The 23,128-nt window shown below is 62.3% G+C and carries 22 protein-coding genes and 2 pseudogenes; 5 read left to right on the forward strand and 19 right to left on the reverse strand.

Annotated features, from left to right (window positions below; all coding sequences use genetic code 11):
- Nucleotides 1-397: 397 nt before the first annotated feature.
- The 4 genes from HMPREF2875_RS14190 to HMPREF2875_RS11060 form a co-directional block, all read right to left on the reverse strand.
- Nucleotides 398-646 carry a hypothetical protein gene (locus HMPREF2875_RS14190; protein ID WP_070673156.1) on the reverse strand — a complete coding sequence of 83 codons (249 nt, stop codon included), beginning with the start codon at nt 644-646 and terminating at the stop codon, nt 398-400.
- Between the two features lie 431 nt (nt 647-1,077).
- A complete protein-coding gene (locus HMPREF2875_RS11050; RefSeq protein WP_010187715.1) occupies nt 1,078-1,434 on the reverse strand; it encodes a hypothetical protein in 357 nt (118 codons plus the stop codon).
- 11 nt (nt 1,435-1,445) lie between these two features.
- Complete coding sequence (locus HMPREF2875_RS11055) at nt 1,446-1,838, reverse strand: TetR/AcrR family transcriptional regulator (RefSeq protein ID WP_070673158.1); 393 nt, start codon at nt 1,836-1,838, stop codon at nt 1,446-1,448.
- 182 nt (nt 1,839-2,020) lie between these two features.
- The gene (locus HMPREF2875_RS11060; RefSeq protein ID WP_070673160.1) at nt 2,021-4,261 is read right to left on the reverse strand and encodes a LamG-like jellyroll fold domain-containing protein; all 2,241 of its coding nucleotides are present in this window, start codon (nt 4,259-4,261) and stop codon (nt 2,021-2,023) included.
- A 137-nt stretch (nt 4,262-4,398) separates the two neighbouring features.
- Between HMPREF2875_RS11060 and HMPREF2875_RS11065 the strand changes: the two genes are divergently transcribed.
- A complete protein-coding gene (locus HMPREF2875_RS11065; protein ID WP_070673162.1) occupies nt 4,399-4,827 on the forward strand; it encodes an OsmC family protein in 429 nt (142 codons plus the stop codon).
- A gap of 407 nt (nt 4,828-5,234) precedes the next feature.
- A complete protein-coding gene (locus tag HMPREF2875_RS11070; protein WP_070673164.1) occupies nt 5,235-6,164 on the forward strand; it encodes a DUF1906 domain-containing protein in 930 nt (309 codons plus the stop codon).
- A gap of 7 nt (nt 6,165-6,171) precedes the next feature.
- Here HMPREF2875_RS11070 and HMPREF2875_RS11075 read toward each other — a convergent pair whose 3' ends face one another.
- The 7 genes from HMPREF2875_RS11075 to HMPREF2875_RS11105 all read right to left on the reverse strand — a co-directional run bounded on the left by HMPREF2875_RS11075 (nt 6,172) and on the right by HMPREF2875_RS11105 (nt 12,265).
- A complete protein-coding gene (locus tag HMPREF2875_RS11075) occupies nt 6,172-6,975 on the reverse strand; it encodes a hypothetical protein (protein ID WP_246817100.1) in 804 nt (267 codons plus the stop codon).
- Nucleotides 6,976-7,239: 264 nt separating this feature from the next.
- Nucleotides 7,240-8,886 (reverse strand): solute symporter family protein, encoded by a 1,647-nt coding sequence (locus HMPREF2875_RS11080; RefSeq protein ID WP_070673169.1) that lies wholly within the window; start codon nt 8,884-8,886, stop codon nt 7,240-7,242.
- A gap of 3 nt (nt 8,887-8,889) precedes the next feature.
- Nucleotides 8,890-9,234 carry a DUF485 domain-containing protein gene (locus HMPREF2875_RS11085; RefSeq protein ID WP_070673170.1) on the reverse strand — a complete coding sequence of 115 codons (345 nt, stop codon included), beginning with the start codon at nt 9,232-9,234 and terminating at the stop codon, nt 8,890-8,892.
- Nucleotides 9,235-9,485: 251 nt separating this feature from the next.
- Entirely contained in the window at nt 9,486-9,773 is a 288-nt protein-coding gene (locus tag HMPREF2875_RS11090; protein WP_246817101.1) for an HAD family hydrolase, read from the reverse strand.
- Nucleotides 9,766-10,164 carry a hypothetical protein gene (locus HMPREF2875_RS11095; protein WP_034989679.1) on the reverse strand — a complete coding sequence of 133 codons (399 nt, stop codon included), beginning with the start codon at nt 10,162-10,164 and terminating at the stop codon, nt 9,766-9,768. The genes HMPREF2875_RS11090 and HMPREF2875_RS11095 overlap by 8 nt, the downstream gene beginning before the upstream one ends.
- A gap of 24 nt (nt 10,165-10,188) precedes the next feature.
- Complete coding sequence (mshC, locus tag HMPREF2875_RS11100; RefSeq protein WP_005390932.1) at nt 10,189-11,403, reverse strand: cysteine--1-D-myo-inosityl 2-amino-2-deoxy-alpha-D-glucopyranoside ligase; 1,215 nt, start codon at nt 11,401-11,403, stop codon at nt 10,189-10,191.
- A 16-nt stretch (nt 11,404-11,419) separates the two neighbouring features.
- Nucleotides 11,420-12,265 carry an undecaprenyl-diphosphate phosphatase gene (locus HMPREF2875_RS11105; RefSeq protein ID WP_005396288.1) on the reverse strand — a complete coding sequence of 282 codons (846 nt, stop codon included), beginning with the start codon at nt 12,263-12,265 and terminating at the stop codon, nt 11,420-11,422.
- A 70-nt stretch (nt 12,266-12,335) separates the two neighbouring features.
- Between HMPREF2875_RS11105 and HMPREF2875_RS11110 the strand changes: the two genes are divergently transcribed.
- Both HMPREF2875_RS11110 and HMPREF2875_RS11115 read left to right on the forward strand, forming a co-directional pair.
- Nucleotides 12,336-13,388: a YncE family protein gene (locus tag HMPREF2875_RS11110; protein ID WP_011116971.1), complete on the forward strand. Its 1,053-nt coding sequence runs from the start codon at nt 12,336-12,338 to the stop codon at nt 13,386-13,388.
- Between the two features lie 11 nt (nt 13,389-13,399).
- Nucleotides 13,400-14,479, forward strand: a complete 1,080-nt coding sequence (locus HMPREF2875_RS11115) for a quinone-dependent dihydroorotate dehydrogenase (protein WP_005390938.1) — start codon at nt 13,400-13,402, stop codon at nt 14,477-14,479.
- Here HMPREF2875_RS11115 and HMPREF2875_RS11120 read toward each other — a convergent pair.
- The 8 genes and pseudogenes from HMPREF2875_RS11120 to HMPREF2875_RS11150 form a co-directional block, all read right to left on the reverse strand.
- Complete coding sequence (locus HMPREF2875_RS11120; RefSeq protein ID WP_005390939.1) at nt 14,476-14,832, reverse strand: hypothetical protein; 357 nt, start codon at nt 14,830-14,832, stop codon at nt 14,476-14,478. The two genes, HMPREF2875_RS11115 and HMPREF2875_RS11120, sit on opposite strands and share 4 nt — an antisense overlap.
- A 10-nt stretch (nt 14,833-14,842) precedes the next feature.
- Nucleotides 14,843-15,376, reverse strand: coding sequence for a YbhB/YbcL family Raf kinase inhibitor-like protein (locus tag HMPREF2875_RS11125; RefSeq protein ID WP_005390941.1), 534 nt, complete (start codon nt 15,374-15,376; stop codon nt 14,843-14,845).
- Nucleotides 15,377-15,397: 21 nt separating this feature from the next.
- Nucleotides 15,398-16,097 (reverse strand): annotated as a pseudogene (locus HMPREF2875_RS14195) (ATP-binding cassette domain-containing protein); the annotation flags it as partial.
- A 219-nt stretch (nt 16,098-16,316) separates the two neighbouring features.
- Nucleotides 16,317-17,203 (reverse strand): annotated as a pseudogene (locus tag HMPREF2875_RS14200) (ABC transporter transmembrane domain-containing protein); the annotation flags it as partial.
- Complete coding sequence (gene tetA, locus HMPREF2875_RS11135; protein ID WP_349018405.1) at nt 17,204-18,766, reverse strand: tetracycline efflux ABC transporter TetAB subunit A; 1,563 nt, start codon at nt 18,764-18,766, stop codon at nt 17,204-17,206.
- A 195-nt stretch (nt 18,767-18,961) separates the two neighbouring features.
- Entirely contained in the window at nt 18,962-19,822 is an 861-nt protein-coding gene (locus HMPREF2875_RS11140) for an aldo/keto reductase (protein WP_070673174.1), read from the reverse strand.
- 62 nt (nt 19,823-19,884) lie between these two features.
- Complete coding sequence (locus tag HMPREF2875_RS11145) at nt 19,885-20,241, reverse strand: FKBP-type peptidyl-prolyl cis-trans isomerase (RefSeq protein ID WP_039674461.1); 357 nt, start codon at nt 20,239-20,241, stop codon at nt 19,885-19,887.
- Between the two features lie 166 nt (nt 20,242-20,407).
- The gene (locus HMPREF2875_RS11150) at nt 20,408-21,700 is read right to left on the reverse strand and encodes a citrate synthase (RefSeq protein ID WP_083311926.1); all 1,293 of its coding nucleotides are present in this window, start codon (nt 21,698-21,700) and stop codon (nt 20,408-20,410) included.
- A 151-nt stretch (nt 21,701-21,851) separates the two neighbouring features.
- Here HMPREF2875_RS11150 and serC point away from each other — a divergent pair, with 151 nt between their 5' ends.
- Nucleotides 21,852-22,982: a phosphoserine transaminase gene (gene serC / locus HMPREF2875_RS11155; RefSeq protein ID WP_070673176.1), complete on the forward strand. Its 1,131-nt coding sequence runs from the start codon at nt 21,852-21,854 to the stop codon at nt 22,980-22,982.
- Nucleotides 22,983-23,128 lie beyond the last annotated feature (146 nt).

The following is a 23,128-nucleotide window of genomic DNA, read 5'->3' on the forward strand; positions in this document are numbered from 1 at the left end:
CCCTAGACGTTGACACCGACATGCCCCGCCGAGATACAGCAGGTCATAGGACAAAGACCTCTTACTCCGGTCATCACTGAATCGATCATCAAACCACCCCGGCGGGAGCTGACGGAAAATCTCTGAAGTCAAACCCTCATCAGAGATGACTTTCTTTGCACGGGATACTTCCCGTCGTGAACACCCCAATGCGTGTGTGATCTGCGCCTAGCTAGCACCATCAAGGCACATCGCAATGATCTGCTTGAAGTTGGCCACAAGGACCAGCTCCTTCCAAGTAGAAGTTGACGCAACACCAGCGGATTGTGGTGTCGCCAACATCAACTATGAAAGAAAACCCCATGCAGTACCGGATACACGGAACACCGGTACCAACTACGCGGACTCGCGGTACCAACTACCCCAAATCGACACCGATTGCCATGGCTGCCAGCACCAGGCCAGACAACATCGTGCAGAGGTCCAACGTATTAATCAGGTACAGCGGCAACACGAAGATGATGGCAAACTCGCCGATTGCTACCGCACCAGCGGTGATATTGCCCCACGAGAACGTGGAATAAGAAAACAATTCAAGATACAACAGCGCCGAGCGGTGACCCCGCTCGCGGTGCTTTTCCAACCTGATTAACAGCGCGAAGCCCACGGCCGAAATCGTGCGCCCTAGCGGAACCGGTGAAATAGCCGCGTTTTCGAACCAGGTCCAGCCAAAGAAGCTGAATGAGGATTGGGGCTCCCACCAGCCTAGGTCGGGCCCTCGATAATCGCGAATACCAGGACACCCATTCCGTCAGTGCACCACCGGCAAGCGGTCCGACCGCTGCCGCACCGGAAATCACCGCGCCCCACACACCAAAGGCTGCTGCGCGGTATTTGCCGCGGAATACTGAAGCGTCCCAGGTTTTGTTCCGTCCGAGTAGATAGGACAAAAACTGGGGCACTTTAACTCCAGAACCGAGAGCCGTTCAGCCTAAACGTGTCATTCACGGTAAATAATGGACGAAAACTCGCCGCCGCGGTTTTCACACGCTTTTTACTGTGAATGACATCAGGTTCTGGCGCTGGCTCACGTCAGGCTCAGGCGGCCTGAGCCTTTTCGTTGATGCGCGCTACACATTCAGCCGGGTTATCCAAGGACACGATGAGCCGATCGAAGTGCTCTTCCTTGAGCTCAATGACAACGGCATTCTCATAGCCGCTGACGTTCCAGAATTGTCGGCCACCATCCGCGTGGAAGGTGCCCGCTAGCTTCTGTCCACTGCGCAGCCCCGGCGCACGGAAACCTTTTGGTTCGTGCTTCATGCCGGGGTCATGAGTAGCGCCGCGCACATGCTCCCACGGAATCGTGATGCTGCCGGTCAGAGACCAAAGCTTGTCTAGCCCGAGAGGTTCGACGATGAGCTCAGCATCTGTCAGAGTGAGTTTGTTGTTCATGATGGTTCTCCTTAGTGTTCGGTTTCTTGTGCACGGGCCAGCACGTGCTTCCCTAGCGCTTCTGAACTGTCGAAGCACAGTTCACAAGCTCGCTGAATAAGCTCGCGTAAATCTTTACTGACTGGCGCCACCTCAACCAGTGCCACCACCACGAAGTCCTTTGCAGCATCCGATACTCGGCCGCCTTCAGCTTCAGCACACACGGTTTCTGCCGCAGCACGAAACAATCCATGCTTTGAGCCATAGAGGTTGTAGAAGCTGGACCGGTTAAGCCCCAGTTGATTGACCACCACGTCCACTGACACTGCATTGAATCCGCTCCTGCCAAACAACGTGATCGCGCCAGAGAGAACTTCTTTTTCATTGAATTTACGAGGCCGTCCCACGAGTTTCATACTACTCATTCCAGAATAGTTTGTCCATAACTGGATTAGCTTCGACTACACTGCGAAGCCGATTCACTCAAGCCACATTTCTAACAACTAGCCATATTTCTAACAATCAGGGGCCGAAATCGGGTCGTGCCGTGCAGCAAAAATCCCCCGCCTCAGTGCGAAGCGGGGGACGGAGTTTCGTGGGCTGAGCGCTAGTTCAGGCCCGGAATCTTCGGCAACTTCGGCTGCGGGATGTTGAGGCCGAAGAGTTGGTTGATGGTCGGGATAAGGGCGTAGGCGGCGGCGCCGACGGCTGCAATGACGGCGACGATGGGGAGGATGATCTTCGCGCCGTGGCTGGAGCCGGCGAAGAAGGCCTGGCCAATGTCACCAGAGGAAGGCTCCTTCGTGTTGGTCGGCTTAGCGGGCGTGCTCGGCTCGGTGGTGGTCGTCTCAGCCGGGGAGGTGGTCGCGGAGGAGGACGGTTCCTCATCCTTCACGGCTGGGCGGGCGGTCAACCACTGGTCGGAGTCCAGAACACCCTGGGTCAGGCGGGTCTCACCAATCCAGCCGTACCACGGGTCCTGTGGCTTGCGGTTATCAAAGCCAGCGCCCATGACCCACTGCAAATCGCGCGGGAGAAGCCCCTCAGCACCCTTGGCGTTGCGCAGGATGGGGGCACCGTTGATGAACATCTCCACGGTGTCGGAATCCGGCTTGTTCACCACGGCGATGTGCATCCACTCATCGGTAGGTACCTCGTGAGACCAAACGGTGGAACCTTCGCCTTCCTTGGGCTCCGCCCACCAGCGCAGCTCACGCAGGTTGGAGATGCCGAACATGACGGTGGGGTCGGTGTCGTCGGAGCCGTCGACAAGCTCAGCGATGCTGGAGTCACGGGAAAGCGCACTGCCCCAGCCGTGCTCAGAGCCGTTGAAGTCCTTCGGAATCTTCACGAAGGACTCGAAGGTGTAGCCCTCGGAGGTATCAACCTTGTTAATCTCAGCGCCCTCCTTGGAGCGGAACTCCGCCATGGCGGCCTGACCAGCCGGGTCGGACCAGTAGAGGGAACCAGAGTCGGAGGACAGCGGGTGGTGGTCCTTGGTGTAGGTGATGCGTTCGCCCTCATTGGACGGGCCACCTTCGCGAACGAGGTCACCGGCACCATCAGCACCGAAGGCATCCGGAATGATGGCGCCTTCGGTGGCCACGTCGCCGTCGGCAAGCTGCTTGCCGTCCTTGTTCTTGGTCTGGCCCGGGCGCCAGTGGAAGACGGTCTTGTCAGACTTCACGAAGTCATTCGGACCCTCCGGAAGCTGGTCCTCCGGGATGGTGTACGGGGTGTAGCCTTCCTCAACGATGTCGCGGGCCTTCTTGCCCAAATCGGCGTCGTCCTCATCACCGATGGTCCACTCCGGAGCGAAGTCAGCAAAGCGCTCCTTGAAGTTGAGCGGCACGTGGTAGCTATCGCCCTTGCCGTCGAGGATGAGCTTGTCGAACTGCGTGAGCTCCTTAGCCGGCTTCTGCGCGACCCACGGGGACAGGGCGGTCATCTCCAGCTCATTGCCGCTCAGGTCGAACTCGAGCACGCCGAGCAGACCGTTACCGCCCTGGTAAGCCATCTGGTAGTCCTGCAGGATGCCGACGACATCGTGTCCAGCATCGTTCTTGTCCACGCGGTAGCCCGCGCCGTGGTGGTGGCCGCCCATGGTGAGGAAGATCTGGTCGTTCTTCTTAATGAACTTGTCCCACAGGCCCTTACCGTAGTCCTCGGAGTAGAAGACCTCGCCGGCGCCATCGATGTTGAGCACCTCATGGCTGGTGAGGATGACCGGCAGGTCTGGGTGCGCGTCGAGAACTCCCTGCGCCCAGTCCAGCGCCGCATCATCCGCGCGCCACGCCAGTGCCAGGACCAGGTACTTCTGGCCCTCGGCCTCAAAAATGTGGTACTCGGAGTCATTGTTGACCGCGGTGTGACGCTCCTGGAAGGTATCCGGGTTAGCACCCTTGGCACGCTCGGCGCTGAAGTAAGCGTTGTACGGGTGCGCCGACTTGTCCTCAATCATATCGTGGTTGCCCGGCAGGATGGAGTAGTTCAGGTCGGAGTCATCGAGGACCTTCATGGCCTTGTCAGCGATCTTCCACTCCCCTTCAACATCTGCCTGGTCCACCACGTCACCGAGGTGGGTAGCGAAGTCCATGTTCAGGGCCTTCTGGTTCTTCACCAGCCATTCGGTCTGCGCGGTGTAGGGCTCGCTGCCGTAGCGCGCCTGGGCCAGGTTGCCGGTCTCCGGGGTGGAGTAACGGGAGTAGAACTGCGTATCCGGCAGAACGCCGATGGTGAAGCGAGAGCCCATGCCCTCCTCTGGTTCAGCAGCAGAAGCAGGAGCAACCAAGAAGGTTCCGGCCACCGAAGCGGTGACCACGGTGCCGAGAAGGCGGCGAGTAGTCATAGTTCTTCCTATCCAAGTGAGGGTTGACGTTATTCAATTGAAAGAGACGAAGAACAGAATATGATTCGCAGTTTGCAGCCACGTGACCGCGATATTAACTTCTTTTTAAATCGCGGCTCACCGCTAGGATGGCGGGCATGAGCGAAGTCACCAAGAAGTACGGAGTCGACGTCACCCGCGTCAATACAGGCCACTACCGCGCAACGAATGCTGACGGGGCGAGCCTCGAGTTCGGAAGCGGCGAAGGGCTTTTGAGCCCGGTGGAACTACTCCTGGCCGCGGTCGCGGGCTGCTCGGCAGTTGACGTCGATGTCGTCACTTCGCGGCGAGCAGAACCAGAGCTTTTCGACGTCCACGTGGATGGCACCCGCGTCAACGAAGACGGCGCCTCACGGCTGAGCGAGGTCAACGTGGAGTTCTCCCTCCGCTTCCCTGATACCGACGCCGGCCGCCAAGCACAGTCCATGGTTGAGCGCCTAGTCCGCATTTCTCATGAGAAAGACTGCACGGTTTCCCGCACGGTGGAGAACCCCACCACCGTCACCTTCCGTACGAAAGACGCTTAAGCAAAGGGGTTGTCCATCGCCGTAAACATCGACCCGGCAGCGTCACTAAAGGGATTGCGTCCAGCGCGCAGTAAGTCACCGCGGTAGCGCTCAAGGTTCGCCTGTGCCATATAGTCCGGATCATCGCCTGCAGCCCTAGAATCTCAACTTTGAGCATGCTGTAGCTAAAGAAGCCCGAGGGGACAGAGGGGTTGCGCATATCCGCCTTGTCGAATGCCAGCACCTCATCGTCAGTCACCATATTCATGCATCACGAGGGCCACTTTTCCCGTTACAGGTGGTGCAATTTTAAACCAATGTGACTACAGTGTTTCCAGATACTACTTTCACCGTCAACTGTAGTGACGCGCGACAACCTTCTACACCAGTCGCCGCCGTCATCCGCAATCCCCCTTGAGGAGAAAACCGTGTCCCTGTCCCGTCGTTCCCTATTCAAGGCGAGCGCCATTGCGCTAGCCGCTGGTGCCGTTGGCAGCCAGGCCCCCGCCGCCCTCGCCGTGGGCCCGGCCCTCGGCACGATCATTGACTTCTCCGCTGGCGTTCCTTCGGCCAGCGCCATCAAGGCAGCCGGACACCTCGGCGCCATTCGCTACGTGTCCCAGCGCCGCCCGGACGCACAGTGGATGAAGGGCAAACCCGTAACCTTGGCAGAGACCAAGGCCAATGCCGCAGCGGGCCTCCAGACCGCCTCCATCTACCAGTTTGGTCGCGCCGAGACCGCCGACTGGCTCAATGGTGCAGCCGGCGCCGGTGTCCACGCGCCGCAGGCCATCGCTATCCATAAGGCCGCGGGCGGACCGACCGGCCGCCCGATTTACATCGCCATCGATGACAACCCCACCCACGCCCAATATGAGAAGCAGATTCGCCCCTACCTCAAGGCCTTCTCCGCGGCGCTGACTGCCGCGGGCTACCAGACCGGTGTGTATGGCAATTACAACGTCATCGACTGGTGCGTTGCTGATGGCATTGGAGAGTTCTTCTGGATGCATGATTGGGGCTCCGGTGGCAAGATTCACCCGCGCACCACAATCCACCAGAAGGCCAAGACGCAGGCCACCATTGACGGCATCACCTGCGATATCAACACCGTGTATGCCCGCGACTGGGGTCAGTGGACGCCGGGGCAGGGTGCGGCAGCTTCACGCCCGAAGCTCAAGGACCTTCCCGCGGTGCCTAACGACGCCCCACTGCCCAACATTTCCCTCCCCGATCCCACCGGCCGCGGCTCCAGCGTGGGAGGCGATGGCATCACAATCGCTGGTTCCTCGGTGAGCAATGACCAGGTGCGCGGAGCCATTGATGTTCTCAACACCGTGCGCAAGGCAATGGGCTAGCGCTTCCCTACTTCTTGTCTGTTGAAGGCGACGTTGACGCGACAGTCGGCGTCGCCTTTGTCGCTGTCGTTGACGTTGATCCCGACGTCGTCTGCATGTCGGAGGACGTCGTGCTGGGCGACGTCGTGATGCTTGACGGCGTGTGCGTCGAGGAGAAGGCTTGCGGATTCACCAAGGCTTCCTTGTTGAGGTTATTGCCCTTTACCAGGTTCTTACCGGTGATTTCCTTGCGGACGTAGGAAGTCAGCTCGTCGGCAGAGCCCTCGATAGAGGCCGCGACGACGAAGTTCTCGCTAAAGGAAACTGAGGAGTGCCGGTCCTTGCTGTCAGACCATCCCCACTTCGTCCCGACGACGTCGCTAAGCGCTGCAGTGCCATAATCCTGTTGGTAGCCATCAGCAGAGACCTCATCCGCGTGGGCCATCGCCACGAGCACTGGATGGGTTGGGTCATCTTCCATGAGCTGGACAATGAAGCGCACGACGTCATAAGTCGAGGTCTTCGAGTGTCCCCAGTCCTTCCCGGCGCTGGTGGAGGTCAGACCATACTCCTTCGCGATGGAATCGATGGACCTAGGGTACTTCTTAAAGAGCCTTCCGGCGCTCTCATCTGAAGAGTCAGCGATCATGTCCAGCGCCACGTACTTGTCCTCGAAAGAGCCGTGCTCGATGACGTAGGTGGCGATATAGAGCTTGATTAGGCTCAGCGCGTAGCGCGGCGTGTGCTCAGTGGGCGAGCCCATGTGCATACCGGTTTCGATGCGGTAGTACGTTATCGCCTTCTTATCATCGCCCTTGAGGATCTGCCCCACTTTATCGTCGACTGCCGCCAGCTGTGAAGCTCCCTTCCGGTGAGAGATGGGCGCCGGTGTAGCGGGAGCGGAGCTCGTTGCACGCGAGGAGTCTGCGTCCTGTTCACTAGGCGGAGTACAGGCGCTGAGAGCCGATGCGCCAAGTGCGCACGCCAGAAGGGCGGCACCAGCTCGTGCTGATGCCGCCCTGTGTAAAGGCTGCGAGTAAAACACGACGTGTGAGTTTACCTGCTGAGCCCTTAAAAGTACTGATCCAGGTGACCTTTAGTGGTCAACCGGAGCCTCAACGCCCACACCAGTGAGGGAGCGAACCTCCATCTCAGCGGAGAGCTCTTCAAGGTTATCCGGCGGAGTCATGATGGAGACGATCCAACCGGCGAAGAAGGCCAGCGGAATGGTCACAAGACCCGGGGAGGACAGAGGGAAGATAGACCAGTCAGCGTTGGGGAACATCGAGGTGGGGGTGCCAGACACTGCCGGGGACAGGAAGATGAGCACCAGGCAGGAGATAACGCCGGTGTACATCGACGCTACAGCGCCTGCAGTGTTGAAACGGCGCCAGTACAGGGAGTAGAGGATGGTCGGCAGGTTGGCGGAGGCCGCAACGGCGAAGGCCAGGGACACCAAGAAGGCCACGTTCTGGGTCATGGCGAGGATGCCCAGGATGATGGATGCGATACCCAGGATAACCACGGTAATCTGGGAGACGCGGACCTGCTCTGCCTCGGTGGACTCACCGTTGCGAATGACCGAGTGGTAGATATCGTGCGCGATGGAGGCCGAGGCGGTAATGGCGAGGCCAGCAACAACCGCCAGAACGGTAGCGAAGGCGACCGCGGAGATAACCGCCATGAAGACGGAGCCACCAATTTCCAGCGCCAGCAGCGGAGCTGCAGAGTTAGCACCACCCGGTGCAGCGAGAATGCGGTCTGGGCCAACCAGGGCCGCAGCGCCGTAGCCCAGAACCAGGGTCATGAGGTAGAAAGCACCGATGATGACGATGGCCCAGGTAACGGAACGGCGGGCCTCAGTTGCGGTCGGCACAGTGTAGAAGCGCATCAGGACGTGCGGCAGACCGCCAACACCCAGCACGAGAGCAATACCCAGGGAGATGAAGTCAAGCTTGGTGGTGAGATTCTTGCCGTACTTCAGGCCTGGCTCCATAATCTGGGAGGCCTCGTAGCCCTTTTCCTGGATGACAGCGGAGCTCGCGTGCATGTCAACGGCCGAGCTAAACAGCGTGTTGAAGCCACCCTTGATCATGACGAAGGTGAGGATGCACATGATGACCACGCCGGTAACCAGGAGCACGGCCTTAATCATCTGCACGTAAGTCGTGCCCTTCATGCCACCGACAAGGACGTAGACGATCATGAGGATGCCAACGATGCCGACCACAACGGCCTGCCACTTGAACTCGTGAATGTTGAGCAGCACAGCCACGAGGGAACCTGCACCGGCCATCTGCGCAATGAGGTAGAACAGCGAGACAAACAGCGTCGAAATAGCTGCGGCCACGCGGACCGGACGCTGCTTCAGGCGGAAGGACAGCACGTCTGCCATGGTGAAGCGGCCGACGTTACGCATCGGCTCTGCGACGAGCATGAGAGCAACCAGCCAGGCCACGAAGAAGCCGACCGAGTAAAGGAAGCCGTCGTAACCGTTGAGTGCCACAGCACCGACGATGCCGAGGAAGGATGCTGCGGAGAGGTAGTCACCGGAAATCGCGAGACCGTTCTGGCGACCGGAGAACGAGCCACCACCGGTGTAGAAGTCAGAAGCTTCCTTGGTGGACTTACCGGCTTTCAGCACCACGTACATGGTGACAACAAGGAACGCCGCGAAGACTGAAATATTGAGAATCGGATTGCCGGCGGAGGATTCCGCTGCGGCCAAAGTAAAGGTCTGCATTGTTTAGCCCTCCAATTCCTGGCGAATGGCCGCTGCCTGCGGCTCAATGTTCTTGTTGGCGTAATTGACGTAGATGTACGTAATAACGAAGGTGGTCACAAACTGGGCCAAGCCGAAGACAAGCCCTACGTTCCAGCCGCCACCAATTTCGGTTCCCATAAACTCCGGGGCAAACACAGCCGCCAGCACGTAGAGCACGTACCAGAGGAAGAAGGCCACGGTCATAGGGAAGGTAAATTTGCGGTAGGTGCCGCGCAGCTTGGCAAACTGCGGGCTTTCGCGCATCTCGATGAACTCCTGCGGCGTGGGTTCGCGGCGTGAGTCAAGCGAAGCAGGTGCGTCAGTCATGTCGCTCTCCTTAGTAGGGGTCATTTCTGCACAAATCGATGTGAGAGACGAGAGATAGTGTCCTCAGTCACGTTTTGTCCTGCCTAGTAAGTTACCGAACACGCCATGCAAGGTTGTAAATCCTGCCAAGAAAAGTTGTCCGAGTTTAGTTTCCCTACCCCCAATAACGCTTCTGAAGTGCGGGTTTTATAAATTTCATAACACCCCCGCGAAGAACAAATACATAAGAATCTAATTTAGCTAACCGAAAGTTAGCAGGAAATCGGGCGTTTCCTTCGCACTCTGCGAAGAAACCTCCCACATCCGAACATCCAGGTGCGGTAGCGCTCCAGGTCGCCGTCTTTAAGCTCGTAGCCCGCCCACTCGGCCACCACGCTCAAGGTGTTGGGGAAGCTGCCGCCGATAGTTTTAGCGCGCACCTCCGGGGTGAGCGGGCGGCCCAGCAGCTCGCCGAGCTCGAAGGTGGCCTTGCCCCACAGCGGTTCGGTGTCGATGAGGGTGCCGTCCATGTCCCAGAGGACGGCCTTGGGCCTACTCAAGTTCCGGAAGCTCGTTGAGAGCCTCGTCCGTGGCGCCGGTGGCGGCCGCCGCGCGGAACACCAGGGTCTCGATGTCGGCCTTCTCCTCCGGCTCGAGCACCGCGTTGGCGTGCTTCTCGTTGAACGCCTCGAGGTTCTCGTAGAACGGCGCGACGACCTTCACCAGCGCATCGCCCTCAGGGTCGTCGCCGAGCAGGTCGAGGGCGTCCAGGAACATCTCCAGGAGCTTCTTCAAATCCGGCAGCACCGCCGGGTCGAAGGGCTCTTCCCACAGTTCCTTGTCCTCATCCTGCAGGTAGGAACCGGTGGCGAAAGTGGTCAGGTCGTCGATGAATTCGTCTACCTCGGGCTGAAACTGGGCCCGAATCGAGTTGTCCGCAGGTGCGCTCATGCGCCCCATTGTGCGTGAGACGCGTTAAATGCGCACCCCGAGCAGCCCGTCGAGGGCGGTGGCGATGATCTGATTGCAGTCGCCTGCCGCGCCGTCGAGAAGCGAAAGTGCCTCCGGGGTGTTCAAATCGTCCGCAAGAATTGCGCGAAGCTTATCGACGACATCCGTCGCCCCCGCCTCGCTCACCTCGCCGGCGAGCTGCTCGCGCCAACGCGCGAGGCGCTCCTCGGCCTCAGCCAGGATCGCGTCGGAGAAGTCCCGGTCCTCGCGGTAGTGGCCGGAAAAAACGGCCAGGCGGATTGCCGACGGGTCGTGGCCCGCCTCCGAGAGCTTGTGCACGAACACGAGGTTGCCCAGGGACTTGGACATCTTCACCCCGTCGAGGGCGATCATGCCGGCGTGGACGTAGTGCCCGGCCATGCGCTCGACCTTCAGCGCGGCCTCCGCGTGCGCGGCGGAGAACTCGTGGTGCGGAAATGCCAGGTCAGATCCGCCGCCCTGGATGGCGAAGTGGCTGCCCAGGCGGTTGGTGGCAATCGCGGAGCACTCGACGTGCCAGCCCGGCCGGCCCGGGCCGAACGGCGAGTCCCAGGCGGGCTCGCCCTCGCGGTGGCCGCGCCACACCAGCGCGTCCAGCGGGTCGCGCTTGCCTTCGCGGTCCGGGTCGCCGCCACGTTCCGCGAAGTACTCCTCCATTGTGGCGCGGTCCAAGTTGGACTCGTAGCCGAACTGCTCGGTGGCGTCGATGGAAGCGTAGATGTCGCCCTGGTCGAGCTCGTAGGCCGCGCCGGCGTCGAGAAGCTGCTGCACCATTGCGATCACCTCGTCGACTGACTCCATCGCGCCGATGTAGTCGCACGGCGGGATCACGGACAGGATCTCCATGTCGCTGCGGAACAAGTTGATCTGGCTGGTGCCGAGTTCGCGCCAGTCCACGCCGTCGCGCTCTGCGCGCTCGAACAGCGGGTCGTCCACGTCGGTGATGTTCTGCACGTAGTGGACCTTGTGGCCGTTGGCGAGCAGCTGGCGCTGCGCCAGGTCGAAGGTGAGGTAGGTCGCGGCGTGGCCGAGGTGGGTGGAGTCGTACGGGGTGATGCCGCAGACGTACATCCCCACCTCCCCGTTCGCATCCGGGGTGGTGTCTACTTCCTTGACGCGCTGATCGGCGGTGTCGAAGAGCTTCAGCGGCACCGGGGTGCCAGCGACTGCGGGTACGGACGGGTCGGGCCATGCATGCATGCGGACAACCCTACAACTAGGCGGCCATCACGCCAGTGCCGAGCAGCGCCATCACGAGAAGGCCCAGCGGAATGCGGTAGGCGGCGAACCACGCGAACGAGTGGTTGGACACGAACTTCAGCAGCCAGGCAATGGAGATGTAGCCGACCACAAACCCGATGCCGGAGCCGACGAGCAGCTGCAGCCCGCTTGCCGCCTGGCCTGCCTGGGGGTCGAAGGCGTCCGGCAGGGAAAACAGCCCGGAGGCAAGCACTGCCGGGATGGCCAGCAGGAAGGAGAAACGGGTGGCCACTTCGCGGTCCAGATTGAGGAACAGGCCGCCGGAGATGGTGCCGCCGGAGCGCGACACACCCGGGATGAGCGCCAGGCACTGCCACAGGCCCATCACAACCGCGTCCTTCATAGTCAGTTCCTCGAAGCCGCGGGTCTTTTTGCCGCGGCGCTCGGCCAGGATGAACACCAGTGAGAACAGGATCAGCACTGTGGCGGTGATCCAGAGGTTGCGGAAGTTCTCGCGGATGAGGTCTTTGAGTAAAACGCCCGCAAGACCGACCGGGATGGTGCCGGCGATGACCATCCAGCCCATGCGGTAGTCGAAGTTCCGCTTGGACTTGTCCGCGAGGCCGGCGAACCAGGCGGTGAGGATGCGCCAGATGTCTTTGGCGAAGAACACCAGCACGGCCAGCTCCGTGCCCAGCTGGATCACAGCGGTGAAGCTGGCGCCGGCGTCTTCGCCCCAAAATAGTTGGGAGACGATGCGCAGGTGGCCCGAGGAAGACACGGGCAGAAACTCGGTGAGGCCCTGGACAATGGACAGGACGATCACCTGAACCCAGGACATTGTGGTGGCGGGATCAGTCATGGCGAAAGACACTACCCCGCCTACTTAGCCATCGCGGTGCGCGACGGGCGCGTTGCTAGGCTTTGACCTTGTGAATGCTCGTTTGTTTGCCCCCAGTTCCCGCCTCCGCTTTGCCGCAGTTTCCGGTGCCGTCTCGGCTGCCCTGGCGCTGAGCGCCTGCGGCGCGTCTCCTTCCGCCAAGATCGAGGAAGCTGGCGGTGAGGCCGCTGCGAACATGGGCAGCGCTAAGCCTGTGCAGTCCCCGCAGTCGTCGGACCCGGCGGGCGCGGTGGTGGACTTCGAGCCAGTGAGCGATGTGGACGTCACGAACGGCCGCATCGGCGTCCGCACGGAAAACGCGCTGACGATCGGCACGCTCGAGGAGATCCAGCAAGGCAAGGCCGCCCGCCACGAGCTGGACCAATCCTGCGGCGAGGCATCCGCCAACGCCGGCACCTTCGCGCTTGCCTGCGCGGGCGAGATCAAGCTCTTCGGCGACCGGGAGGAGACTATCGCCACGGATAAGCCGGTCACGGTGGCCACGGTGGCGTCGACAGGCGAGGTGCTCGCAGGCAGCGACACTGAGCGCAAGGTGTGGGTCTTCGACGGCGGAGAGCTGAAAGACACCATCGACGTCGCACGCGAGACCGATCAGCTCCAAGCGGTGCAGGTGGACGGCCAGCGCGACTCCGTGGTGCGAACCAACCGCTTCGACACCACCATCCAGGACATCGACTGGAACGGCTCGCGCCAAGGCGGCACCCTGCGCGTCGGCCTGGGAGTGGGCAAGGTGCGCGGCGGCGAGCACGGCCTGGTGCTGGCTGCGGATTCCACCGGCAACCAGCTCCACGTCTACACCACCGACGGCATCATCCGCCTCCAGCAGTCCGCGCCGGTGCCGGAAGGACCCTGGGATGCCGCGTGGGACCCCGCGCAGCGCCTCGCCTGGGTCAGCTCGCTGGCCAGCAACACCGCCACCGGCTACGACATCTCCCAGGGCATTCCGGTGAAGCGCAAGCACTTCGCCACCGTCGCAGATGCCCAGAGCATCATTACGCTTGACGACGGCACCGTGGTCGCCGCCTCCGCATCCGGCGACGGCATCCAGATCGTCTCCCCCGCCGACCAAACCGAGAGCAACTAGGAGAAAAACCCATGACGCTCTACGACCGCGCACTCAAGCTCATGTTCCTGCTGCCGCCGGAGCGCATCCACGGCATCATCAGCGGCGCGCTGCAGACGCTGCACCTGGCCACCCCGGTCAACCGCGTGATGGAAAAGGCCGTGCGCGTGCACGACCCGGTGCTGCGCCAAACCGTTTTCGGCGTGGACTTCCCCGCCCCGCTGGGGCTGGCGGCCGGCTTTGACAAGAACGCCGAGGCGATCGACTCCTGGGGCGCGATCGGCTTCGGCTACGCTGAGATGGGCACCGTGACCCCGAAGTCCCAGCCGGGCAACCCCACGCCGCGGCTGTTCCGCCTGCCGGAGGACAAGGCGATTTTGAACCGGATGGGTTTCAACAACAAGGGCGCGCTCGTGGTCGCCGACAACCTCCGCGCGCGGCGCTCCCGCGACGTGGTGGGCATCAACATCGGTAAGAACAAGACCTCCGAGGACGCCGTGGCGGATTACCGCGCCACCTCGACGCTTCTGGGTCAGCTTGCGGACTACCTGGTGGTCAATGTCTCCTCCCCCAACACGCCGGGCCTGCGCGACCTGCAGGCGGTGGAGGAACTCCGCCCGATCCTGGAAGTGGTGAAGAAATCCACCACCACCCCGGTGCTGGTGAAGATCGCGCCGGATCTTTCCGACGAAGACATCGACGCCGTGGCTGACCTCGCCGTCGAGCTGGAATTGGCCGGCATTGTGGCCACCAACACGACCATTTCCCGCTCCGGGCTGAAAACACCCGCCTCCAAGGTGGAGAAGATGGGCGCGGGCGGCATCAGCGGAGCCCCGTTGGAGAACCGCTCGCTTGAGGTGCTCAAGCGCCTCCACGAGCGAGTCGGCGACAAGCTGGTGCTCGTCAGCGTCGGCGGCATCTCCACGCCCGAGCAGGCGTGGGAGCGCATCACCGCGGGCGCGAGCCTGCTGCAGGGCTACACCCCGTTCATCTACGGCGGGTTGGGCTGGATCCGCGGCATCCACCGCGGGATCGCCGCGCAGATCAAAGCCCACGGCCTGGACTCGATCGAGCAGGCCGTGGGCAGCGGGCTGGAGTGGAAGGCGCTCTAAGCGTGTCCGGCTGCGCTGCGGCGCAGCACCACCGCGCAGAGGCCGGCGGCGAGCGCCCAGCCGATCAGCCAGAACGGCGTGGTGGCCATCAGCTCGGTGTCGGGCGCGATGAAGCCGAGCCCGATGAGCACCACGGCCACGATTAGCGCGCCGACCTGGGTGCGTGAGCCTTCCTGCTTGGTGTTGTAGGTGGCGAAGGCGCCGACGATGGCGACCGCCACGATGATGGAGAGCACCTGCGGGGTGACGGGGAACGCGGCGTCGCCTCGAAGCAGCGCCAGCACGGCGTAGAGCACGAGCACGAGTGCGATGCCCATGAACGCGCCGCCGACGCGGAGTTGCACTGGAACCATTCGGCGAATCTTACTGGTTTTCGTACCAGCCCCAGATGATTGCCCGGCCGAGCGAGTGGAAGTTCAGGTTGAAGCCGAGCTGGGTGGGGTTGGCAATCTCGTCCGCGGGAAGCTCCGTGTCCACCGCGTGGACGGCGAACAGGTAGCGGTGCGGGCCGTGGCCGGCCGGCGGGTTCGCGCCGTAGTAGCCCTTGACGCCGCTGTCGCCGGTGAGCACCACAGCGCCAACGCCGAGGTCGTCCTTCGCGCCCGCGCCGGCGGGCAGCTCGGTGACGTCAGCCGGGATGTTGAACGCGGACCAGTGCCAGAACCCGGAGGCGGTCGGCGCGTCCGGGTCGAAGCAGGTCACAGCGTACGTCTTGGTGCCCTCCGGGGCGCCGGACCAGGACAGCTGCGGGCTAGTGGCATTGTCGCCGGCCAGCGAGTCGGCGAGGCGCTCGCCGTCGACGATGTCCTCGGACGTGATGTCGAAGGACGGCACGTCCGCCAGCGCGGCGTACGGGTCGGGGCCGGGGAAACGGTCGGAAACATAATTTGCAGTCATGTCCCCATTCCTACCGGAGAGTTAGTGACCGCCGCCACTCCACGCAGCGAACAGTTGCGCGTATCTCCCGTCGGCGGCGACGAGTTCGGTGTGGGTGCCGTCCTCGATGATGCGCCCGGCGTCCATGACCAGGATCCGGTCCGCGGCCGCCGCCTGGTCTAGGCGGTGCGCCACCACCAGTGCCGTGGTGTCTGCGGTGATCCGCGCGGCGGCGTCCTCCAGCGCGTTCGTGGCGTCGCTGCCGGCTTCCGCTGTGGCCTCGTCCAGGATGAGCACCTTCGGGCCCGACAGCGCCACGCGTGCGAGCGCGAGCTGCTGCTCCACCTCCGGGGGTATGTCCTCCGCGCCTGCGCCGACGGCGGTGTCCAGCCCCTTCGGGAACAGGCGCGCGAACTGGGTGCCTTCAGGGTCGAGCCCGACACTTGCCAGCGCCCGCAGCAGGTCCGCGTCGGTCGCATCCTGTGCGGCCATCGAGAGGTCCTCGCGCAGGGTGCCGGCGAACAGGTGGACGTCCTGGGTGAGCAGGGTGACGTTCTTGGCGGTCCACGTGTCGCTGACCTGCGAGGTTTCCACGGCCCCTACCCGGATGCTCCCAGCTGTGGGCTCCACCAGCCCCGCAATGAGCGCGGCGAGCGTGGACTTGCCGGCGCCCGAAGTGCCCACCAGCGCGGTGGTTGTTCCGGCCTCGAGCGTGACAGAGAGGTCTTCCAGCACGTTGGCGCCGCCCGGGTAGGCGAACGAGACGTGGTCCACCTCCACATCCACGAGTGCAGCAAGGTCCGCCGGCACGGCCGTGGCGTCGCGTCCGTCCGCGAGCTTGGCCAAGCTCACCGCGCGACCCACGGCGGTGGCAGCGCCCTGCAACTCGCCGACGAAGAACAGCGCGTTGAACACCATGACCTCTGCGCGGATGACCATGAACACCGCAGCGCTCGCCTGGCCCGGGGTGACAACTCCGGCCGACGCGAGCCACGCGCCGACGCCAAGCGTGAGCAGCACCCACGCGGCGAAAGCGACCTGGCCGATGCCTGTGAGCCGGATGAACCAGGGCACACGGTCCATCTCCGCCTCCACCGCGCCCCACGAGGTCCGCCGCATCCGTGCCAACGCCCAGCGCTCCAAGTCGAAGGCGCGCAGCGTGGGCAGGCCCCGGACGGTATCCAGCAGCACCGCGTTGCGACGCGCCTCCGCCACGCTCACCGCGTTGGAGGCATCCGGGATGGCGCGGACCACCGCGCGGGCGAACGGGTACGTGCAGATGCAGATCAAAAGCAGGATCAAGGCGAAGCGGACGTCGATAAGCAAAAGCCCGATAAACGTGATCGGAAAGACGAACACGGTGGTGAGCACGCGCGAGCCGATGGCGGTGATGGTTTGGACGACGTCGTCGATGTCCTTGGTCATGCGTGTGATCACGTTGCCGGTGCCGAGCTCCATCACCCGCGGCACAGGTGCGCGCAGGATCGCGTCGAGGCAGCGACGGCGCAAGTCGATGGACGCGCGGGCGACCTTGAGGCCCACCACGTAGTTACCGAGGGCGCGCAGGAACATCTCGACGAGCATGCAGGCCAACGCCAGTCCAACAGTCCACACAAAGGCGCGGGTGCCGGTGCCCAGTAGCGGCACCTCGCCTCCGGTGAGCGGGTCGACGCTGCGCCCGAACAGGTTCGACTGCGTGGTGTACACGGCGACGATGAGCGCCTGGATGAGCAGCAGACCCGCCCACCAGCGTCTGTCCAGCGCGTTGGGCAGCGCCGAGAGGTACGCGAAGGTCTCCTTCACACTTGCGGGTGCGACCGCGTCTGTGCGTGCGTAATCGGGCGCCATCTACGCCACCTCCAATTCGGTTCCAGCGTGCTGCCACGCGGCGTTTCCGGTGATGACCACGGTGGTTTTGTCTGCTCTGAGCGCGGCGACGGCTGCCACGACGTCCGCCTGTGTCACGGAATCGAGCCCCGTGGTCGGGTCGTCCAGGATGAGCACCTCCGGGTCGGCGGCGAGCGCCCTGGCAAGCGCGACGCGCTGGCGCTGCCCGCCGGAAAGGTTCAGGCCGGCCTCCCCCAGCGGCGCGTCCGGCAACTCGCCTGCTTCGTTGATACCGCCGAGCCTGCGGAGGATGTCTTGGCAGTGGGCGGCGGCGAGCGCCTGCTTGACGACGTCCTCCGGCACATCCCCGCGCGGGTTCACGTTGTCTGCGATGGTGCCCTCAAACACGTTGACGGTGTGCGGCGGGAACAGCACGTCTGCGCGCTGCGCCCACGCGGCGGCGGTGGCGTAGGAACGCTCCGCCGGCTCGAGAATCCACAGCCCCGCGCCTGGGACCGGTGTGTCTGTTAGCTCGGGCCCCGCGGTGTCGTCGCCCGCGTGGTGCAGCTGCTCGATGCGCTGGCCACTCGCGACGGCCCTGCCCCACCCGCTGGCCAGGTCGCCGAACGCTAAGCCCGCCATGGTCAACGCAGGCTGCACCAACAGTGCCACGGATGTCAGCTGCCCCGGGGTGATCTCCCCGCGCAGCGTCATCCACGCGCTCAAGCCCACGATGCCAAGGTTGCACAGCCACGCCACGCAAAACCTGGCGAAACCGAGCCACACCTCCACACGCAGGTGCGTGAGCATCAAGCGCTTCGCCTTCGCCGTTTCGGCGTGAAAACGTGTTGCCACGGTTGCACCCGCGCCTAGGCCTTTGACGGTGCGAATGCCTTGCGACGCATCCGTGGCCAAGCCAGCGACATCCGCCTCCGCGGCGCGACGCTTCAACGACACCCGCGTCACCGGCCCCGCGGTCCACGCGGCGAACAGAGCGATGATCAGCGCGCTGGCCGGGATGGCCAGTGAGATCCACGGGGAGACCGACCACATCGCCACCATCGCGCAGACCGCGTAGCCGATGGCCATGAGCGGAAACGACAGCAGCTCGCGGTAGCGGCCGACGGTGTTCGCGTCCGCGTCGATGGTGTTGAGTACGGTGCCGGGGCTCATCGCTCCCGCCCCGCGGCGCAGCACGCCCGAGGACAGGTGCTGCTGCGCGTTGTGGGTCACGCGGCGCACCGAGGCTGTGGCCAGGCCGTCGCCGGTGGCCTCGCCGATGAATTGGATGATGAAGATGCCGACCAGCACCGCGAAGAGCCACCATGCGTTGAACTTTTCTTCCCCCACCAGGCCGTCCACGATCATGCCCACCACCACCGGCACAAACGCGGCGATGCCGGAGCCGATGAGGTAGCTCAGAATGTGCAGCACCAGCACGCCCGGGTAGGCGCCAACCATGTCCCTGACCACGCGGTTCCCGCTGCTCCAGCGCGCCGGGTGGAGCCGCGCCGGATCGTCCGCTGGCGGCGCGGGCGGGACGAACCAGCTGTACGTCTTCATTCTGCGCGGCGGTGGCATCATTCTGGAAAATCTAGCACACACATCCTCCCCTACCCCACCAACGCCCCACGGCCCCACGCCTTCGAGACATAAGAAAAGCCCGTCTCCCTTCAGCCCACTCAGCTTCTCCCCCTCCCCTCGCAACAACTGCGGGGCGGACTAGGAAAAGTGGAAGTGGTGAAGAAAGACGGGCTACGTCAGTCCCCTACTGCTGACCTACTCGGCGCCCGGGAACTCGCGCGGGTCCTTGAACATGCGGCCGAAGCCTTCCTTGCCATCGAGCGAGTCGATAGCCGCGATGTCTTCGTGGTCCAGTTCAACTGTGGCGGCGGCAAAGTTCTCCTCAAGGCGCTCGCGGCGGCTGGACTTCGGAATGACGGAGATCCCCTTCTCCATAAGGTAAGCCAGCACAGTCTGGCCGGGCGTAATCTCGTGCTTCTCGGCCACGGTAATAACCTCTGGGTTGTTGAGGATGACACCGCGGGCCAGCGGCGACCACGCCTCGGTCACAATGCCCTGGCTGTCGTGGAACTCACGCAGCTCCGGCTGGGTGAATCCTGGGTGCAGCTCCACCTGGTTGAGGACAGGAGCGATTCCTGTCTTAGCAATAAGCTCCTGGAGGGTCTCCTCGTAGAAGTTCGCCACGCCAATGGAAGCAATCTGCCCCATGCCTTGGAGGCGTGCAATCTCTTCGAAAGTCTCGACATAAAGCCCGCCCTGCGGCCACGGCCAGTGGATGAGATACAGGTCTAGATAGTCCAGCTGCAGCTTGCCCAAGGACTCACTGAAGGCTTGATCCACCTTGCCTTTCCCGTGATGGTCGTGCCACACCTTGCTGGTGATGAACAGTTCATCACGAGTGACATCGCCGGCCTTCATGGCGGCAGCGAGCGCCTGGCCCAGCTCCTCCTCATTCTCGTAGAGGGTTGCGGTATCGAAGTGACGGTAGCCTAGCTCGATCGCTTCGCGCACGGAGCGGGTGAGATCCTCTCCGCGCAACTTGTAGGTTCCGAGACCCAGCAGCGGCATCTCGCGGTCATCATTGAACGTGGTTTGTGGGACACTCATGCCATCCATTGTGCCCCACTCAGCGCTGTCGCGTGGCCGTGATGAGAAATCAGGGCACGCGCCAGCCGTTGTTAGGCGCGGATCAGATCGATAACGAAAGTCAACGTGCGGCCCGACAGCGGGTGCGCGCCACCGGCGGGGCCATACGCCTTCTCCGGCGGAATGACCAGCTTGCGGCGACCACCCACCTTCATGCCTGGAATACCTTCCTGCCAGCCAGCGATGAGGCCCGTAAGAGGGAACTCAATCGACTGACCGCGGCCCCACGAAGAATCGAACTCCTGGTTCGTCTCGTAGTCAACGCCTACGTAGTGGACCTCAACGAAGCCGCCCGGCTGGGCCTCGGCACCGTCACCCACCACAATGTCTTCAATGACAAGGTCTTGGGGAGCGGGCTCGGTGGCCGGCTCGATTACGGGCTTGTCCATTGGGGGTTCTCCTCCTTGGATAAATCTTTATTCTTTGGTGGCCACATGCGCGTCAGGCCGAGCCACATCGCTCCTAGTATAAGGGGTGACGGGTGGCTCGGCCCTAGAAGTGCAGCGTATGGGGGTCATACACCGCGCATCGGGGCGGTCTGTAGAAGACCGCTGCTTAGCGCTCGCTGCGCGGGGTAACCTTTCGCAGGGTTTCGCCGGTGTAAATCTGGCGCGGGCGGTTGATCTTGGTGTTGAGCTCAAGCTGCTCGCGGTACTGAGCAATCCAGCCCGGCAGACGGCCGATGGCGAAGAGGACGGTGAAGAAGTCCGTCGGGAAGCCCATGGCACGGTAGATCAGACCGGTGTAGAAGTCCACGTTCGGGTACAGCTTACGGGAGACGAAGTAGTCGTCATTCAACGCAATCTCCTCGAGCTTCATAGCCAGATCCAGCATCGGATCTCCGCCGAGGTGCTCAAGAATCTCGTGTGCGGTCTCCTTGACGATGGCAGCGCGTGGGTCGTAGTTCTTGTACACGCGGTGGCCGAAGCCCATGAGGCGAACGCCCTTTTCCTTGTTCTTCACGCGGTTCATGAAGTCGGTAGCGTCACCATCGTGGTTATTCTGGATATCCTCGAGCATCTCCAGAACGGCCTGGTTAGCACCGCCGTGCAGCGGGCCGGACAGGGCGTTGATACCACCGGCGATGGCCACGAACAGGTTGGCCTGCGCGGAACCGATCATGCGGACAGTGGAGGTGGAGCAGTTCTGCTCGTGATCGGCGTGGAGGATAAGGAGCTTGTCCAAAGCCTTTGCCACAACCGAGTCAACCTCGTACTCCTCAGTCGGGTAACCAAACATCATGCGCAGGAAGTTCTCGCGTGCATTGAGCTTGTTATCCGGGTACATGTAAGGCTTACCCTGGGACGCACGGTAAGCATAAGCGGCCAGCATCGGCACCTTAGCCAGAAGGCGGACGGTGGCCTTATCCAGCTGCTCCGGGTCCAGCGGATTGAGCTGATCCTGGTAGTAAGCGGACAAAATGTTAAGGGAGGAGGCCAGAACCGCCATCGGGTGCGCGTTGCGCGGGAAGATGTTGAACGCAGCCTTGAAGTCCTCATCCAACAGGGTGTGATGGCGAATTTCGGTATTAAACTTGGAGAGCTCATCCTCCGTTGGCAGGTGGCCCTTAATAAGCAGGTAGGACACCTCGTTGAAGGTAGCGTTTTCAGCCAAGTCAGCAATGTCATAACCGCGGTGACGAAGGATGCCTTCCTCGCCGTTAATGAAGGTAATCTTGGACTCGGTCGAACCGGTAGCTGCGTAACCTGGGTCGAAGGTCACCAGTCCAGTTTCATTGCGGAGCTTGCCAATATCGAAGCCGGAGTCACCTTCGGTGGACTGCTTGATGTCCATCTCGTATTCGCCGCCGGGGTAGTGCAGTACGACCTTGTTCGCGTCAGAAGCCACGAGCTTTCCTTTCTCAATATGTAACGCCGGCTCACGCCGGCGCGACCTAAATTAAACCTCTTCACACTTTAGCAAAGTTTGTGACTCTGCCAACATTGGCAATCCTGGCAAAATATCTAGTGTGCGAACGAAATTAAGCTAGACTGCCCACATGAGCAACACAGAACTCGTCCTGCCAGCAGATCTCCTCCCTGCCGACGGCCGTTTTGGCTGCGGGCCTTCCAAGGTTCGCCCCGCCCAAATTGAGGCAATCACCGCCGGCGCCAACGCAATTATCGGCACGTCTCACCGCCAGCCAGCAGTCAAAGATCTGGTCGGTTCCATTCGTGAGGGCCTTAGTGATCTTTTCTCCCTGCCGGAGGGCTACGAGATTGTTCTTTCCCTCGGTGGCGCTACGGCTTTCTGGGATGCAGCCACCTTCGGGCTGATTGACAAGAAGTCCGCACACCTGAGCTTCGGCGAATTCTCTTCCAAGTTTGCTAAAGCTGCCGACAAGGCACCCTGGCTCGACTCCCCTCTCATTACGGAGGCTGAAGTCGGTACCGCTCCAGACCCCAAGACCGCCAACGCAGACGGCGCGGATGTCATCGCGTGGGCACACAACGAGACGTCAACGGGCGCCATGGTGCCGGTAACCCGGCCCCACCCGGACACCACTGACCAGCTCGTCGTCGTCGACGCCACCTCCGGCGCTGGCGGCCTGCCGGTTGATATGACCGAGGCAGACGTGTACTACTTCTCCCCACAGAAGTGCTTCGCTTCCGACGGCGGCCTGTGGCTCGCAGCTATGTCCCCGGCGGCCATCGAACGCATCGAGAAGATCAACTCCTCCGACCGATTCATCCCGGCCTTCCTCAACCTGCAGACCGCAGTGGAGAACTCTCGCAAGAATCAGACGTACAACACCCCGGCGGTGGCGACGCTGCTCATGCTGGACAACCAGGTCCAGTGGATGAACGCTAACGGCGGCCTCGACGGCATGGTGAAGCGCACCACGGACAACTCCACCGTCCTCTACAGCTGGGCCGAGTCCCGCGCAGAGACCACTCCGTTCGTGGCGGAGCCTTCCGCTCGTTCGCTCGTGGTCGGCACCATTGACTTCGACGAATCCGTCGATGCCGCCGCCGTAGCTAAGACTCTGCGCGCCAATGGCATTCTCGACGTCGAGCCTTACCGCAAGCTAGGCCGCAACCAGCTACGAGTGGGCATGTTCCCAGCTATTGATTCCGAGGACATCACGAAGCTCACCAAGGCCATCGACTACGTGCTGGATAACCGCTAACTTTCACTCACCACGCGTGCCGCTCCGCACAGCAACTTGTGGTGCAACTTAGTGTTGCGGCACTCAACATGCCCCACGCTCTTGCCAGAGTTTGGGGCATGTTCTGGGTAAAGTGGACTTCATCACATGTCCGCTACCAGGCTAAG

This window comes from Corynebacterium sp. HMSC078H07 (assembly GCF_001812805.1).
Lineage (GTDB): Bacteria > Actinomycetota > Actinomycetes > Mycobacteriales > Mycobacteriaceae > Corynebacterium.

Bases quoted from the DNA above. Each gene is read 5' to 3' on its own strand.
- HMPREF2875_RS11050 (WP_010187715.1), bottom strand. From the start codon at position 1,434: ATGAACAACAAACTCACTCTGACAGATGCTGAGCTCATCGTCGAACCT.
- HMPREF2875_RS11055 (WP_070673158.1), bottom strand. From the start codon at position 1,838: ATGAGTAGTATGAAACTCGTGGGACGGCCTCGTAAATTCAATGAAAAA.
- HMPREF2875_RS11060 (WP_070673160.1), bottom strand. From the start codon at position 4,261: ATGACTACTCGCCGCCTTCTCGGCACCGTGGTCACCGCTTCGGTGGCC.
- HMPREF2875_RS11065 (WP_070673162.1), top strand. From the start codon at position 4,399: ATGAGCGAAGTCACCAAGAAGTACGGAGTCGACGTCACCCGCGTCAAT.
- HMPREF2875_RS11080 (WP_070673169.1), bottom strand. From the start codon at position 8,886: ATGCAGACCTTTACTTTGGCCGCAGCGGAATCCTCCGCCGGCAATCCG.
- HMPREF2875_RS11085 (WP_070673170.1), bottom strand. From the start codon at position 9,234: ATGACTGACGCACCTGCTTCGCTTGACTCACGCCGCGAACCCACGCCG.
- HMPREF2875_RS11095 (WP_034989679.1), bottom strand. From the start codon at position 10,164: ATGAGCGCACCTGCGGACAACTCGATTCGGGCCCAGTTTCAGCCCGAG.
- mshC (WP_005390932.1), bottom strand. From the start codon at position 11,403: ATGCATGCATGGCCCGACCCGTCCGTACCCGCAGTCGCTGGCACCCCG.
- HMPREF2875_RS11105 (WP_005396288.1), bottom strand. From the start codon at position 12,265: ATGACTGATCCCGCCACCACAATGTCCTGGGTTCAGGTGATCGTCCTG.
- HMPREF2875_RS11115 (WP_005390938.1), top strand. From the start codon at position 13,400: ATGACGCTCTACGACCGCGCACTCAAGCTCATGTTCCTGCTGCCGCCG.
- HMPREF2875_RS11120 (WP_005390939.1), bottom strand. From the start codon at position 14,832: ATGGTTCCAGTGCAACTCCGCGTCGGCGGCGCGTTCATGGGCATCGCA.
- HMPREF2875_RS11125 (WP_005390941.1), bottom strand. From the start codon at position 15,376: ATGACTGCAAATTATGTTTCCGACCGTTTCCCCGGCCCCGACCCGTAC.
- tetA (WP_349018405.1), bottom strand. From the start codon at position 18,766: ATGATGCCACCGCCGCGCAGAATGAAGACGTACAGCTGGTTCGTCCCG.
- HMPREF2875_RS11140 (WP_070673174.1), bottom strand. From the start codon at position 19,822: ATGGATGGCATGAGTGTCCCACAAACCACGTTCAATGATGACCGCGAG.
- HMPREF2875_RS11145 (WP_039674461.1), bottom strand. From the start codon at position 20,241: ATGGACAAGCCCGTAATCGAGCCGGCCACCGAGCCCGCTCCCCAAGAC.
- serC (WP_070673176.1), top strand. From the start codon at position 21,852: ATGAGCAACACAGAACTCGTCCTGCCAGCAGATCTCCTCCCTGCCGAC.